This window comes from Cellulomonas composti (assembly GCF_007990245.1).
GTDB lineage: Bacteria > Actinomycetota > Actinomycetes > Actinomycetales > Cellulomonadaceae > Cellulomonas > Cellulomonas composti.
Genome location: NZ_BJWG01000006.1, coordinates 50,236 through 64,386 on the forward strand (window position 1 = coordinate 50,236; position 14,151 = coordinate 64,386).

At 73.3% G+C, this 14,151-nt stretch carries 13 protein-coding genes; 5 read left to right on the forward strand and 8 right to left on the reverse strand.

The window, feature by feature from the left end; genetic code table 11:
- Positions 1-6 precede the first annotated feature (6 nt).
- Both ilvA and CCO02nite_RS07900 read right to left on the reverse strand, forming a co-directional pair.
- Positions 7-1,209, reverse strand: coding sequence for a threonine ammonia-lyase (gene ilvA / locus CCO02nite_RS07895; protein ID WP_146842593.1), 1,203 nt, complete (start codon positions 1,207-1,209; stop codon positions 7-9).
- Positions 1,206-2,519 carry an AI-2E family transporter gene (locus tag CCO02nite_RS07900; protein ID WP_146842594.1) on the reverse strand — a complete coding sequence of 438 codons (1,314 nt, stop codon included), beginning with the start codon at positions 2,517-2,519 and terminating at the stop codon, positions 1,206-1,208. Before CCO02nite_RS07900 ends, ilvA begins: the two co-directional genes overlap by 4 nt.
- A 122-nt stretch (positions 2,520-2,641) precedes the next feature.
- Between CCO02nite_RS07900 and msrA the strand changes: the two genes are divergently transcribed.
- Complete coding sequence (gene msrA / locus CCO02nite_RS07905; protein WP_186812621.1) at positions 2,642-3,304, forward strand: peptide-methionine (S)-S-oxide reductase MsrA; 663 nt, start codon at positions 2,642-2,644, stop codon at positions 3,302-3,304.
- Between the two features lie 83 nt (positions 3,305-3,387).
- On the opposite strand, the gene CCO02nite_RS07910 is transcribed toward msrA, so the two are convergent.
- Complete coding sequence (locus tag CCO02nite_RS07910; protein WP_146842595.1) at positions 3,388-4,041, reverse strand: response regulator; 654 nt, start codon at positions 4,039-4,041, stop codon at positions 3,388-3,390.
- Positions 4,038-5,174 carry a sensor histidine kinase gene (locus tag CCO02nite_RS07915; RefSeq protein ID WP_146842596.1) on the reverse strand — a complete coding sequence of 379 codons (1,137 nt, stop codon included), beginning with the start codon at positions 5,172-5,174 and terminating at the stop codon, positions 4,038-4,040. The genes CCO02nite_RS07910 and CCO02nite_RS07915 overlap by 4 nt, the downstream gene beginning before the upstream one ends.
- Before the next feature lie 183 nt (positions 5,175-5,357).
- Between CCO02nite_RS07915 and CCO02nite_RS07920 the strand changes: the two genes are divergently transcribed.
- Complete coding sequence (locus CCO02nite_RS07920; protein ID WP_186812622.1) at positions 5,358-7,577, forward strand: MMPL family transporter; 2,220 nt, start codon at positions 5,358-5,360, stop codon at positions 7,575-7,577.
- Positions 7,578-7,869: 292 nt separating this feature from the next.
- On the opposite strand, the gene CCO02nite_RS07925 is transcribed toward CCO02nite_RS07920, so the two are convergent.
- From CCO02nite_RS07925 to CCO02nite_RS07935, 3 genes are all read right to left on the reverse strand, one after another.
- A complete protein-coding gene (locus CCO02nite_RS07925; RefSeq protein WP_146842597.1) occupies positions 7,870-8,277 on the reverse strand; it encodes an FKBP-type peptidyl-prolyl cis-trans isomerase in 408 nt (135 codons plus the stop codon).
- Positions 8,278-8,367: 90 nt separating this feature from the next.
- On the reverse strand, positions 8,368-9,357 hold the full coding sequence (locus CCO02nite_RS07930; protein ID WP_146842598.1) for an acetylxylan esterase: 990 nt from the start codon (positions 9,355-9,357) through the stop codon (positions 8,368-8,370).
- A gap of 82 nt (positions 9,358-9,439) precedes the next feature.
- Positions 9,440-10,249, reverse strand: a complete 810-nt coding sequence (locus CCO02nite_RS07935; protein ID WP_146842599.1) for a Bax inhibitor-1/YccA family protein — start codon at positions 10,247-10,249, stop codon at positions 9,440-9,442.
- 183 nt (positions 10,250-10,432) lie between these two features.
- Between CCO02nite_RS07935 and CCO02nite_RS07940 the strand changes: the two genes are divergently transcribed.
- A complete protein-coding gene (locus tag CCO02nite_RS07940) occupies positions 10,433-11,407 on the forward strand; it encodes an ABC transporter ATP-binding protein (protein ID WP_146842600.1) in 975 nt (324 codons plus the stop codon).
- Complete coding sequence (locus CCO02nite_RS07945; RefSeq protein ID WP_186812623.1) at positions 11,404-12,267, forward strand: DUF2705 family protein; 864 nt, start codon at positions 11,404-11,406, stop codon at positions 12,265-12,267. The genes CCO02nite_RS07940 and CCO02nite_RS07945 overlap by 4 nt, the downstream gene beginning before the upstream one ends.
- Positions 12,268-12,345: 78 nt before the next feature.
- Here CCO02nite_RS07945 and CCO02nite_RS07950 read toward each other — a convergent pair whose 3' ends face one another.
- Positions 12,346-13,587 carry an MFS transporter gene (locus tag CCO02nite_RS07950; RefSeq protein WP_146842602.1) on the reverse strand — a complete coding sequence of 414 codons (1,242 nt, stop codon included), beginning with the start codon at positions 13,585-13,587 and terminating at the stop codon, positions 12,346-12,348.
- A 70-nt stretch (positions 13,588-13,657) separates the two neighbouring features.
- On the opposite strand from CCO02nite_RS07950, the gene CCO02nite_RS07955 reads away from it, so the two are divergent.
- Positions 13,658-14,098 (forward strand): MarR family winged helix-turn-helix transcriptional regulator, encoded by a 441-nt coding sequence (locus CCO02nite_RS07955; RefSeq protein WP_146842603.1) that lies wholly within the window; start codon positions 13,658-13,660, stop codon positions 14,096-14,098.
- The last annotated feature ends 53 nt before the right edge of the window (positions 14,099-14,151 follow it).

The window sequence follows — 14,151 nt, forward strand, 5'->3', positions numbered from 1 at the left end:
GGCAGCTCAGTCGGTGAGCCGGTAACCGGCGACCCGCAGCGCGTGCTGGACCGCCGCGCAGTGGTCGGGGCCCTTCGTCTCGACCTGCACCTCGATCGCGACCTCGTCGACCGCGAGCTCGCCCTGCGTGCGCACGTGCGAGACGTGCATGACGTTGGCGCCGGTCGCGGCGAGGTCGCGCAGCAGCCCCGCGAGCGCACCGGGACTGTCCGCGATGCGCAGGTGCAGCCACAGGAAGCGGCCCGCCGACGCGAGGCCGTGCCGCACGACGCGCAGCAGCACCTGCGGGTCGATGTTGCCGCCGGACAGGATCGCGACCACGGGCCCCTCGAAGTCGCCCGGGGCCGCCATGAGTGCCGCCACGGCGGCCGCGCCGGACGGCTCGACGAGCAGCTTGGCGCGCTCGGCGACCAGCAGCAGGGCGCGCGAGAGGTCCTCCTCGGAGACCGTGCGGACCTCGGCGTGGGCGTGCGCGAGCACCTCGAACGGCACCTCGCCGGGCAGCCCGATCGCGATGCCGTCGGCCATCGTGCGCAGCTCGGGTGCCTTGACCGGGTGGCCCGCCGCGAGAGAGGCCGGGTAGGCCGCGGCCTTCGCGGCCTGCACCCCGACGACCCGCACCTGCGGGCGCAGCTCCGCGAGCGTCGCGACGATGCCGGCCGCCAGCCCGCCGCCGCCGACGGGGACGATCACGGTCGCCACGTCGGGCACCTGCTCGACGATCTCGAGCGCGATCGTGCCCTGTCCCGCGACGACGTCCGGGTGGTCGAACGGGTGGATCAGCGCGGCGCCCGTGCGCTGCGCGTACGCGCGGGCGTGCACGAGCGCCTCGTCGACGCTGCTCCCGACGAGCTCGACGTGTGCGCCGTACTCACGCGTCGCCGCGATCTTGGGCAGCGCGGCGTCCACCGGCATGAACACGACGGCCTCGATGCCCAGCAGTCGCGCGGCGAGCGCGACCCCCTGCGCATGGTTGCCCGCACTGGCCGCCACGACCCCGTGCGCGCGTTCGTCGTCGGACAGGCGTGCCATGCGCACGTACGCACCGCGGATCTTGAACGAGCCCGCGCGCTGCAGGTTCTCGCACTTGAGCAGCACCGGGACGCCGGCGATCTCGGACAGCGCCCGGCTCGACTCGACGGGTGTGCGCGACGCCACGCCCGCGAGCAGGTCCGCGGCCGCCAGCACGTCGGCCAGGGTCGTCGTCACCGCTGCCCCGATGTCTCGTCGCCGGCGTCGGACAGGTCGACCGCCGCACCCTCGTCGGCCCCCGTGGCAGGCTCCTCGCCCAGGTCGCGGTCGTCGAAACCGGCTGCGCCCTCGGAGTCGAGCTCCGCCATCCGCGCGATCTCACGGTCCAGGATCGGATGCCCTCGCTCGCGCACGGTCACGTGGTCGTCCCGGCCGAGCTGCGGGAACTTGTCGTGCCCGTGCAGGTACAGGACCACGGTGTTGGCCACCGCCACCACCGGCACCGCGAACAGCGCACCGAGGATGCCGGCCATGAACGAGCCCGCCGCGACCGCGAGCAGCACCGCGACCGGGTGCAGCGAGACGGCGTGGCCCATGAGGAACGGCTGCAGCACGTGGCCCTCGATCTGCTGCACCAGCAGCACCACCGCGAGCATCAGCAGCGCGACGAACGGCCCCTGCGCCACGAGCGCGACGAGCACCGCGATGGCGCCGGTCAGCACCGCACCGACCACCGGGATGAACGACCCGACGAAGACGAGGATCGCGAGCGGGAACGCGAGCGGCACCTGCAGGATCGCGGCGCCGATGCCGATGCCCGTCGCATCGACCGCCGCGACCAGGATCTGGGTGCGCGTGTACGCGCCGAGCGTGACGAGCCCGCGCCGACCCGCCTGGTGGATGTGCTCGCGGCTGCCGCGCGGCGCAAGCCCGACGAGCCAGGACCAGATGCCGCGGCCGTCGAGCAGGAAGAAGAACGTGCAGAACAGCGCGATGACGGCACCCGCGAGCACGTGGCCCAGCGTGACGGTGGCCGCGACCGCGCCCGAGACGATCGACTCGCGGTTCTCGGTCGCGGCCGTGCGGGCCTGCTCGATCCATGCCTCCATGTCGACGGTCGACACATGGAACGGACCGTCCGCGAGCCAGACGAGCACCTTGTCGATGCCCTCCTGCGCCTGGTCCCACAGGTCCGCGATGCCGACGACGACGGAGTGCCCGGCGACCGCCAGCAGGCCGACGACGAACAGCACGAGCCCGACCACGGCCACCGCCGACGCCGCCGCCCGCGGCAGCCGCAGTCGGTGCTGCAGGAACCCGACCAGCGGGTGCAGCAGGACCGTGACCAGCAGCGCGACCGCGATCGGCACGACGACGAGCTTGAGGTAGATCACTCCCGACACGAGCACGAGCCCACCGATCGCGATCAGGATCAGCCGCCACGACCACTCGGCCGCGCGCTGGACCGACATCGGCACCGCGTCGGCGGCCCGGCCCGGCGGCACGGCGGCCACCTCGACGTCGTCGTGCCCCAGGGGAGTCGTCATCGCCCCAGGCTACGGTCCCGACGCTCGTCGGACGGGGAACATGCTCGCGCCGTCGCCGGTTGTGCTGACCGGTGGACCCGGCGCCGTGAGGGCGGCCCCGCAGGTCCCCAGGAGGAGTGGTCATGGGCTGGCTGTTCGGATCTGCGCTGCGCTCGACGATGGTCGAGCCCGAGCGCGCACTGGCCGGTCGCGACGGGTACGCGTTCGAGGTCCCCGCGACGCACACCGTGCTCGGCACGCCGCTGCAGGGCCCGTGGCCCGCCGGGACCGCCACGCTCTCGCTCGGGCTCGGTTGCTTCTGGGGGGCCGAGCGCGAGCTGTGGCAGATCCCCGGCGTCGTCACGACGGCCGTCGGCTACCAGGGCGGGCACACACCGTTCCCGACGTACGAGGAGGTCTGCACCGGCATGACCGGGCACACCGAGGCGGTTCTCGTCGCGTACGACCCCGCGGTCCTCACGCACGACGAGCTGCTGCGCCGGTTCTGGGAGGCGCACGACCCGACCCAGGGCTTCCGGCAGGGCAACGACGTCGGCACGCAGTACCGCTCGGCGATCTACCCGACGACGCCCGAGCAGGCCGAGGCCGTCGAGCGCACCCGCGCCACGTTCGCCCCGCGCCTGGCCGCCGCCGGCTACGGCGCGATCACCACCGAGGTCCGCCCGGCCGCCGAGGCGGGGCCCTTCTACTACGCCGAGCCGTACCACCAGCAGTACCTCGACAAGAACCCGCACGGCTACTGCCCGGTCCACTCGACAGGCGTCGCCTGCCCTCTCCCCTCCTGACGCCGGCGCGATCTTTCGAGGAATCGGCCACGATTCGTGGCCACATCCTCGAACGATCGCGGCTGCGGGGGTGGGGGTGGTGCTCAGGGGTGCAGGCGGCCCGTCTCGTGGGCCCACATGGCGATCTCCACGCGGTTGCGGGCGGCGAGCTTCGTCATCAGGGCCGTCAGGTGGGTCTTCACCGTGCCCAGGCTGATGTGCAGCTCGTCGGCGATCTCCGCGTTCGTCAGGCCGCGCGCGACGGTGAGCAGCACCTGCTCCTCGCGGCCCGTGAGGGGCTCGATCGGCTGGGCGGGCGCGCTCGTCGGGCGCCCGGCGAACGCGGCCAGCAGGCGGACGGTGACCTGGGGCGCGATGAGCGCCTCACCGTCCGCGGCGGCACGCACCGCCTGCGCGAGCAGGGCGGGGCCTGCGTCCTTGAGCAGGAAGCCTCGCGCACCCGCGCGCAGCGCGCCGTGCACGTACTCGTCGAGGTCGAAGGTCGTGATGACGACGACGGCGATCGGGTCGGCGACGCCGGGGCCCGCCAGGAGTCGGGTCGCCTCGAGGCCGTCCAGCACCGGCATCCGGATGTCGAGCAGGCACACGTCGGGACGCAGCGAGCGGGCCAGCTCGACCGCCTGCGCGCCGTCGGCGGCCTCGGCGACGACCTCGATCCCGGGCTGCGCGTCGAGGATCATCCGCAGCCCGGTGCGGACCAGCTCCTGGTCGTCGGCGACCAGCACCCGGATGCTCACGACAAGGTCCGCGGGAGCACGACGTCGACGCGCCACCCCCGGTCGGCACCGGGGCCCGCCGTCATGGTGCCGCCGAGCAGCGCCGCCCGCTCGGTCATCCCGAGCAGCCCGTACCCGGCGCCCACGCGACCCGGCGTGACGGGGTCGCCGTCGTCGCTCACCGACGCATGCACCTCGCGCTCGTCGGCCGCGACGCGCACGCGCACCTGGCGCACATGGCGGCCGTGGCGGGCCGCGTTCGTGAGCGACTCCTGCACGCAGCGGTAGACCGCCGCGTCGAGCGCGGCGCCCAGGTCGTCGAGCTCGCCCGTGCGCTCGATGCTGACCGCGAGCGGGACGCCCGCCGCGAGCCGTTCGAGGTCCCCCACACCGCCCTGCGGCACGAGGTCCGCGTCTCCCTGCCGCAACGCCCCGACGAGCGAGCGCATCTCGGTCAGGGTGCGCGAACCCTCCGCCTCGATCACCGCGAGCGCGTCGCGCGCCGCCGCGGGGTCGACGTCCGCGAGGACCTGCCCGGCCTGCGCACGGATCACCATCGCCGAGACGTGGTGCGCGACCGTGTCGTGCAGCTCACGTGCGAGCTGCTCACGCTCGCGAAGCCGCACCTGGTCCAGCTCACGCGAGCGTGAGACGCGGGTCTGGCGCACGGCGAGCCCGAGCAGACCCGCGAACACGACGATGCCGAACCCGGCGATCGCGTCGGGCAACGGACCCGGGTCGCGCACGACCCCGAAGGCTGCGGCGAGCATCACGACCGCCGAGCCGAGCACGATCTCGCGGCCCGACCCCCAGCGCACCAGCGCGTACACGAGGATCAGCACGTAGCCCATCGAGGCGAGCCCGACCGAGGTGTCCACCCCCGAGACGTACGCGACGAGGTCGACCAGCACGACGACGCCGAAGGCGACCAGCACCGCGAGCAGCGGGCGGGTGCGCCGCCACAGCAGCGTCGACGTGAGCGCGACGGCCTCGACCAGCACCACCGGGCGCCACGGCAGCTCGGGCCGCAGGAACGTCTCGAGGATCGCGAGCCCGACGAACAGCGCGACCAGCGCCCAGTCGCGCCACACCCGCACGGGTGCGCCGACCGGACGTGGGACGGCCCACAGTCGGCGTGCGGCGGAGGCGATCACGAGGTCAGCGTAGAGAACCCGGCGCGGCCGCGGATCGGCCGGAAGGACGAGCCCGCACCCGGCCGGGCGGCCGAGCCGACTGCGGCCCGACGGCCGATGTGACCAGGGGCGACGTCTCGCGACGATCGAGAGCCGGCACCCGCCGGTGACCGGCCCGTCCGGGCCCGACCCTGGAGGATCCGCATGCTGTCGCACGCCTTGTACCGGCTGGGGCTCACGAGCGCCCGGCGTCCCTGGCTCGTCATCGGCACCTGGGTGCTGCTCGCCGTGCTCGTCGTGGGCGCGTCCCAGGCCGTGGGCGAGAAGCTGCGCGACTCGTTCCGCGTGCCCGGGCTCGACTCCGAGCGGGCCAACGAGCTGCTCGCCCAGGCCGGCTCCGGTCAGGCCGGGCTCACCGCGCAGATCGTCGTGACACCGACCGACTCCGACGCGACGCTCGCGTCGCCCGAGGCACGCGACGCGCTCGCCGCGCTCGAGGCGGACGTCGCCGCGCTGCCGCAGGTGCTCGGTGTCAGCGACCCGGCGGGTGCGCTCGTCGCCGGGTCGGCGACGCCCGCCGACGGCGTCTCCGCCGACGGTCGCATCGCGCTGGTCCGCGTGCAGTACCCGACGAGCGAGGCGCTGACCGCCGCCGACCTCACCCGGCTCAAGGACGTGCTCGCGCAGGTCGACGGGCACGGACCGCTGCGCGTCGAGGCCGGCGGCGACCTGTACTTCGCGTTCGAGAGCCCACCCGCGGGCGCGGGTGAGCTCATCGGCCTGATCGCGGCGCTGGTCATCCTGCTCGTCGCGTTCCGCTCGCTCGTGGCGGCCGCACTGCCGATCGGGGTCGCGCTCGTCGGCCTGGCGGTCGGGGTCGGCGCGATGCCGCTGATCGCGCACGCCATCGAGATCCCGTCCTACGCGCCGACGCTCGGGGCGATGGTCGGCCTCGGCGTCGGGATCGACTACGCGCTGTTCGTCGTCTCCCGGCACCGCGGCAACCTGCGACGCGCCCTGCCCGTGCCGGAGGCGGTCGCGCGCTCGCTCGCCGCCGCGGGTCAGCCGGTGGTGTTCGCGGGCGGCGTCGTCGTGGTCTCGATCCTCGGCCTGGCCGTCGCGCGGGTGCCGTTCATGACGGCGGGCGGCATCGCGATCGCGGTCGTCGTGCTGGTCATGGTCGCCGCGTCCGTGACGCTGCTGCCCGCGCTGCTCGGGCTGGCCGGTCACCGCGTCGACGGTCGGCACCCCGAGCGCACCGAGGCGCGCGCCGCCGCGGAGGGCGCCGGCTGGCGCCGGTGGTCGACGCACGTCACGCGGCACCCCGTGCCCTACCTCGTCGGGGTCGTCGTGCTGCTGATGGCGATGGCTGCGCCGGTGCTCGGGCTGCGCGTCGGGATCCCCGACGACGGTGCGCTGCCGCCGAGCTTCACGCAGCGCCAGGCGTACGACCTGGTCGCGCAGGGGTTCGGTCCCGGCGCCAACGGTCCGCTGGTGCTCGCGATCGAGACGGCCGGCGACCCGGACGCCGCGGCCCGCGTGGCCGACGCGGTCGCGCAGGATCCCGGCATCGCCGCGGTGCGCGAGCCCGTGGCCTCCGGGGACGTCACGACGGTCGTCGTCGTGCCCAGCACCGGGCCGCAGGACGAGGCCACGCGCGAGACGATCACCCGTCTGCGCGCCGACGTGCTGCCGGCCGCGCTCGAGGGCAGCGCCGCGAGCGCCCACATCGGCGGTCAGACGGCGAGCTTCGCGGACGTGGGTCAGCGGGTCAACGACCGCCTGCCGCTGCTCATCGCGACCGTGCTCGCGATGTCCTTCCTGCTTCTGATGCTCGTGTTCCGCTCGGTGCTCGTGCCGCTGAAGGCCGTGGTCCTCAACGTGCTGAGCATCGCCGCGTCGTACGGCGTCATGGTGATGGTGTTCCAGTGGGGCTGGGGTGCGGATCTCATCGGGCTGGAGGCGACCGTGCCGATCGTGTCCTTCATCCCGATGTTCATGTTCGCGATCCTGTTCGGGCTGTCCATGGACTACGAGGTGTTCCTGCTCTCGCGGATCCGGGAGAGCTACCTCGCCACGGGCGACAACGACCGCGCCGTGGTGGACGGGATCGCGCGCACCGGGCGGGTCATCACCTCGGCGGCGCTGATCATGGGCTCGGTGTTCCTCGCCTTCGTGCTCGGCGCGGACGCCGCCACCAAGATGTTCGGCGTCGGGCTCGCGACCGCGATCCTGCTCGACGCGACGCTCGTGCGGATGGTGCTCGTGCCCGCGACGATGACGCTGCTCGGCCGCGCGAACTGGTGGCTGCCGCGCTGGCTGGACCGCGCGCTGCCCACCGTCATGGTCGAGGTGCCCGACGAGCCCGCCACACCGCTGCCGGCACCCACCGCACCCCGGCAGGAGCGTCCGGTCCCCGCCTGAGCGGACGGACCCGCAGAACGGACCGACCCTGAGAACGGACCGACCCGTCCGAACAGACCGAACGGGCGGTCGGCTGCCCCGTAGCCGACCGCCCGTCCAGGTCCGCCGACACTGGTCCCCCGTGGCCCATGCAGCGGCTCCGAGATTGCTCGGTCGACGGTACGTGAAGCACCTCGTCGTGCCTCACGAACCGTCAGGACAGACCGTAGAACCGGACGGACCGGACACGCATCCGGTGTCCACGCCCAGCCGGACCATGGTCCAGGTCACCCGCACACGCCGGGCGGGGGGTTCAGTTCGAGGTGCCGACGATGTCGACGACGAACACGAGCGTGTCGCCCCCGCGGATACCGGCCTGCGGCACGCCCCGGTCGCCGTAACCGAGGTGCGACGGGATCGACAGCAGCACGCGGGAACCGACCTGCTGGCCGACCAGACCCTCGTCCCAGCCCGCGATCACGGCGCCGACGCCGATCGGGAAGCTGATCGACTCACGCCGGTCGTACGAGTTGTCGAACACGCCGCCACCCCAGGACTGGCCGAGGTAGTGCACCTCGATGTCGTCGCCGGCCTCGACCAGCGCGCCGTCGCCGCGGCTCAGCACGACGATCTCGAGCTCACCCGAGGGAGCGGCGTCCGGGAACGTGAGGGACGGCTTCTGGCCGAACGAGCCGGAGGCGTCGGGCAGTGCTGCGGACATGGAGGGCTCCTTGCGTCGGGTTGTCAGGTGCGCGCCCGTCGACGTCGGGCAGCCCGACCATGGTGCCAGCCACCGCCGACATCCACGACGTCAGCCCACCAGCGAGCGCAGCCAGTGCAGCTGGCGGTCGAGCTGGTGCGCCTGGCCGCCCTCGTGGTCGTTGAACTCGTAGACCTCGATCTGCGTCGCGGGACGCGTCGGTGCGAGACCCGCGTAGTGGTGGTAGGCCGCGTAGACCGTCGAGGGCGGGCACGTGGTGTCGCGCAGCGCGACCGAGAACAGCGCGGGCGCGGTCGCTCGCCGGCCAAGGTGCATCGCGTCGAAGTACGACAGCGTGCGCATCGCGGACTCGACCGCGCCGCGGTGCACCGCGAGGTACTGCACGACCTCGCCGTACGGGAAGCTGTCGGTGATCCCCACCGCCCGGCGGATGTGGCACAGGAAAGGCACGTCCGGCATCGCGGCGACCAGGCCGTCCGACAGGCCCGCCGCGGCGAGCGCCAGCCCGCCCCCCTGGCTGATCCCGGCCACGGTGACGCGCGCCGGGTCGACGCCCGGCAGCGCGCGCACCGCATCGACGGCCCGCACCGCGTCGGTCATCAGGCGCCGGTAGTAGTGGTCGTGCGGGTCCTCGATGCCGCGCGTCATGACGCCCGGTACGGCGGGTCCGCTGCCACCCTCGTCGGGCGTGTGGCCGCCCGCGCCCCACGACGAGCCCTGCCCGCGCGAGTCCATCACCAGGTGCACGTAGCCGGCGCTCGCCCACGCCAGGCGCTCGTGCGCGAAGCCGCGTCCCCCTCCGTAGCCGAGGTACTCCACGACCGCGGGCAGCGCGTCCCCCGACGAGCCCGCGGGCCGCGTGACCCACGCGCGCACGGGCTGGCCGGCGTACCCGGCAAACGTCAGGTCGAGCGTCTCGACGAGCCGCAGCCCGGTGTCGACGGGCTCGGCGGCGAGGAGGACGGGGTGACGGCGGGCCTCGGCGAGCGTCGAGGCCCAGAACGCGTCCAGGTCGTCGGGCTCGTCGAGCTCGGGCAGGTAGCGCTCGAGCTCGTCGAGCGGCAGGTCGAAGAGGGCCACCCGCCGACCCTAGCGAGGTCGGCGGGTGGCAACGGGTCGATGGTCCCGGCACCGGACCGAGGTCCGGCGCGCAGGCGCGGTGTCAGTTCCGCAGGATCGCCAGCAGGCGCAGCATCTCGAGGTAGAGCCAGACGAGCGTGACGATGAGGCCGAAGGCGGCCGACCAGGCCATCTTCTTGGGGGCGCCCGCGTCGACGCCGCGCTTGATCGCGTCGAAGTCGACGATGAAGCTCGCGGCGGCCAGGCCGACCGCGAACAGGCCGACCGCGACGCCCCAGCCGCCCGCGCGCAGCGGCCCGAAGCCGTCGCCGGAGTTGCCGAAGATCATGAACACGACGTTGACCAGCGAGAACACGAGGTAGCCGACCATCGACAGGATGAGCCAGCGCGTGAACTTGGGCGTGACGCGCACCTTGCCGGAGCGGAACAGCGCGAGCGCGGTCGCGGCGACGGCGAGCGTGCCGAGCACGGCCTGCCCGACGATCCCGGGGAACCGCGCCTCGTAGAACGCCGAGATCCCGCCGAGGAAGACGCCCTGCGCGACGGTGTAGAGCGTGATGAGCACGGGGTTCGGCTCGCGCCGGAACGCGTTGACCAGGCCGAGCACGAGCCCGACGACCGCCCCGATGATCCACAGCCCGGGGGCGACCACCCAGGTCACCGCTCCGGTCGCGATCAGGAGCGCCAGCAGGCCGGCGGTCTTGACGATGACGTCGTCGTAGCTGAGCCGGCCCGTCTCGCGGGTGGTCGCGCTCGGTGCGCCGTACAGCTGCTCGAGGGTCGCGGCGTCGACCGTGGAGTCGGGCGCCGTCGTCGTGCCCGCGGTGCCGGAGACGCGCTTGTCGCGCGGGTCCCCGAAGGTCGGGCTGTTGCTGAAGACCGGGTTGGCCACGTCGTCCTCCGGACGGCTCTGCCGCGGTCGCGCCGCGGGCGGTCGGATCCTCTGGTGGGATTCACTGTACGGAACGCACGCGGCCACCCGGGCGTTCCCTGTGGGTACGACCGTGGGGGGATACCGGAACGCGCGCGCTGCCCTCTAGGGTCGAGTGTCCGGTTCCCGACGAAGGACGACGCGATGATCGAGGCCGAGGGCCTGACCAAGAGATACGGCGACAAGCTCGCCGTCGACCACATCAGCTTCCGTGTAGAGCCCGGCAAGGTGACGGGCTTCCTCGGCCCGAACGGCGCCGGCAAGTCGACGACCATGCGCATGATCATGGGCCTCGACCGGCCGACCGCCGGGCACGTGCACCTCAACGGGCAGCCCTACGCGAGCCTGCGCTCGCCGCTCACCGAGGTCGGCGCGCTGCTCGAGGCCAAGGCGGTCCACACCGGCCGCTCCGCGCGCAACCACCTGCGGGCGCTCGCCGCGACCCACGGCATCAGCGACAAGCGGGTGACCGAGGTGATCGCGATGACCGGCCTCTCGGAGGTCGCCGGCAAGCGCGTCGGCGGGTTCTCGCTCGGCATGGGTCAGCGCCTCGGCATCGCCGCGGCGATGCTCGGCGACCCGCGCACGCTCATCCTCGACGAGCCGGTCAACGGGCTCGACCCCGAGGGCGTGCTCTGGGTGCGCACCCTGGTGCGCTTCCTCGCGCACAGCGAGGGCCGCACGATCTTCCTGTCGTCGCACCTCATGAGCGAGATGGCCCTCACGGCCGACGAGCTCATCGTGATCGGGCGCGGCCGGATCATCGCGAGCGGCCCGGTCTCCGAGATCGTGGCCCGCGGCACCCGCTCGACCGTGCGGGTGCGCTCGCCGCACGCGACCCGGCTCGCCGAGCTGCTCGCGGGGCCGGACGTCGTCGTGACGGCGACGGAGCCCGGGCTGCTCGAGGTCTTCGGGCCCAGCGCGGAGCAGGTCGGGGACACCGCCGCGGCGGCGGGCCTGACGCTGCACGAGCTCACCCCGGTGCGCGGCTCGCTCGAGGACGCGTACCTGAGCCTCACGCAGGACGAGGTCGAGTTCCACGCCGAGGCACCGCACGAGTCCGCGCCGACCGATGCTCCGGCCACGGGCGCGACGAGCACGACGGAGGAGGTCCGATGAGCGCCGCCACGACCACGCCGGCCACCGCACCGGCCGTCGGTGCGGCGACGCACCGTGTCACCTTCCCGCGCCTGCTGCGCTCGGAGCGCATCAAGCTGTTCACGGTCCGCTCGACCACGTGGACGCTCGGCACGTTCTTCGTCGGGTTCGTCGGGCTCGCGCTGCTGATCTCGTTGGCCTTCGCGAACGCGTCGGACGAGGGCGTCGACCCCGGCATCGGCCCGGTCGCGGCACTGGCCGTGCTCCAGCCCGTGGTGCAGCTCGCGCAGGTCGCGGTCGTCGTGCTCGGCGCGCTCGCGATCACGAGCGAGTACTCGACCGGAATGATCCGCGCGAGCCTCGCGGCCGCGCCGCGGCGCCTGGGCGTGCTGTGGGCCAAGGCCATCGTGGTCTGGGTCGTCGTGTTCGTCGTCTCGGCGGTGGCCGTCGGGATCGCGATGTCGCTGCAGCGTCTGCTGTTCGACTCGAAGGGCCTGTCGGTCGACCTCGGTGACTCCCAGATCCAGCGCGCGCTGCTCGGCACCGCGCTCTACCTCGCGACGATCGCGCTGCTGGCCTTCGCGCTCGGGGCGCTGCTGCGGCACTCGGCGGCGACGCTCGGCATCGCGCTCGCCGTGCTGATCGTGCTGCCGATCGTGTTCAGCGCGATCCCGTGGGACCCGCTGCACACGATGTTCCCGTACCTGCCGAACGTCGCGGGCACCCAGATCATGGCGACCGACGCGCAGATCGAGTTCAGCAACGCCGCCAGCGAGGAGCTCCAGGGCCTGTCCGCCTGGGGCGGCTTCGCGGTCCTGTGGGCCTACGTCGTCGTACTGCTGGGCGCCGCGGCGATCCAGCTCAAGCGCCGCGACGCCTGACCGGACCCGCTCCGACGCACGACGACGGCCGCGCCCCGAGGTGGGACGCGGCCGTCGTCGTGCTCGTGGTCGTGATCGTCAGACGAGCTCGAGGGCCTCCTCGGGTGAGCCCTCCGCCGCGCGCGCACCCGCGTTCGCGCGCGACCACAGGACGCGCTCGCCGATGCCGTGCGCGATGACGTGGCCGGCGACGAGGAACGTCAGCACGCCGAACGCCAGGACGCCGAACGCGAGCCAGAACGGAGCGGTCGGACCGACCTGCTCGGCCAGGATGCCGGCCACGACGGGCGCGGGCGCGGCACAGCCCCACCGCACGAGGTTGAACGACCCGGTCGTGACGCGCCGGTCGGGTGAGCCGGTCGCGAGCGCCAGGTCGGTGAGGTTCGCGTTCGCGACGCCCATGCACACGCCCGCGAGCACGAGGAACGCGACCGCGACCGGCGTCGCGTGGCTCGTCGCCAGTCCGACGAGCGTGCCCAGCAGGACGACGAGCGCGAACCCGACGGTCTGCACGGCCCCGAACCGGTGCGCCAGGCGGTGCCCGACGACGAGGATGCCGACCGCCATGCCGACACCCCACGCGGTGAACACGAGCCCGAGCGGGACCACGCCGAGCCCGAGGAACACGGGCGTGTAGCCGAGCACGACGAAGAAGACGAAGTTGTACGTGCCGGTGATGACGCACAGCAGCACGAACCCGGTGCGGCGGAACGGCTGCCACACCTCGCGCAGCCGCAGCGACGCGGGCATCACCTCGGGGTCGCGCAGCCGGGTCACGGACAGCACGAGCGCGACGATCATGAACAGCCCGCACAGCAGGAACGGGAACCGCCAGCTGATCTGGCCGAGCAGGCCACCGAGCAGCGGGCCGAGCGCGAAGCCCAGGCCGAGCGCGGTCTCGAACAGCTCGACGGCCCAGGCCCGGTCGTTCGCGAGCGAGACCAGGAGCACCATCGCCGTGGCGAAGAACATCGCGTTGCCCAGCCCCCACAGGCCGCGCAGCGCGGCGAGCTGGCCGATGCTGCCCGCGAGCGACGCGAGGATCGCCGAGACCGCGACGACGCTGACCCCGAGCGAGAGCACGCGCTTGTAGCCGAACCGTCCCGTCAGCATCACGGCGGGGATCATGCCGACGGCCATCACCGCGATGTACGCCGTGAACAACAGCTCGACCTGCCAGGTGCTGGCGCCCAGCTCGGCGCCGATCGCGGGCAGGATGGGGTCCACGATCGCGATGCCCGCGATCGCGAAGAACGCGGTGAGGGCGGTCGCGAGGATCGCGGTGCGGTGCGGTTCGTTGCGTCGTGCGGTGGTGGTCACGCGGCCGTCCTAGTTCTCTGTATGATGCAGGTAACTCGTGGGACGATACACCTACCTCCGGAGGGTCGGCATGGACGAGGCGGTCAGGGACGTCGAGCTGCAGGTCGCGATGCTGCTGCGGCTCGCCGACCGCAACCGGCGCAGCAACGTCCGGCTCGACCGGACGCTCGAGCGCTCCGCCTACCTCGCCCTCCTGCGGCTCGCGGAGGTCGGCCCGCTGGCTATCAACGAGATCGCCGAGCACCTGCGCCTCGACGCGTCGACGGTGACCCGGCAGGTCCTCGCGATGGAGTCGGCGGGGTATGTGAGCCGAGGCCGCGACGACGCCGACGCGCGCCGCTCCGTCATCGCGATGACCCCCGCCGGCCGCGCCGCGCTCGACGGCACGCGGGAGGCGCGCGCGAGCGTCTACGCCGAGCTGCTCGCCGACTGGGACGACGCCGAACGGCGCGTCCTCGCGGACGCGCTGGCCCGCCTCAACGACTCCCTCGACCGAGGCATAGGGCGTTGACGACACCCCAGGGCGTGCCCAACGGGGCACGACCCGGACGCCGCACACTGGAA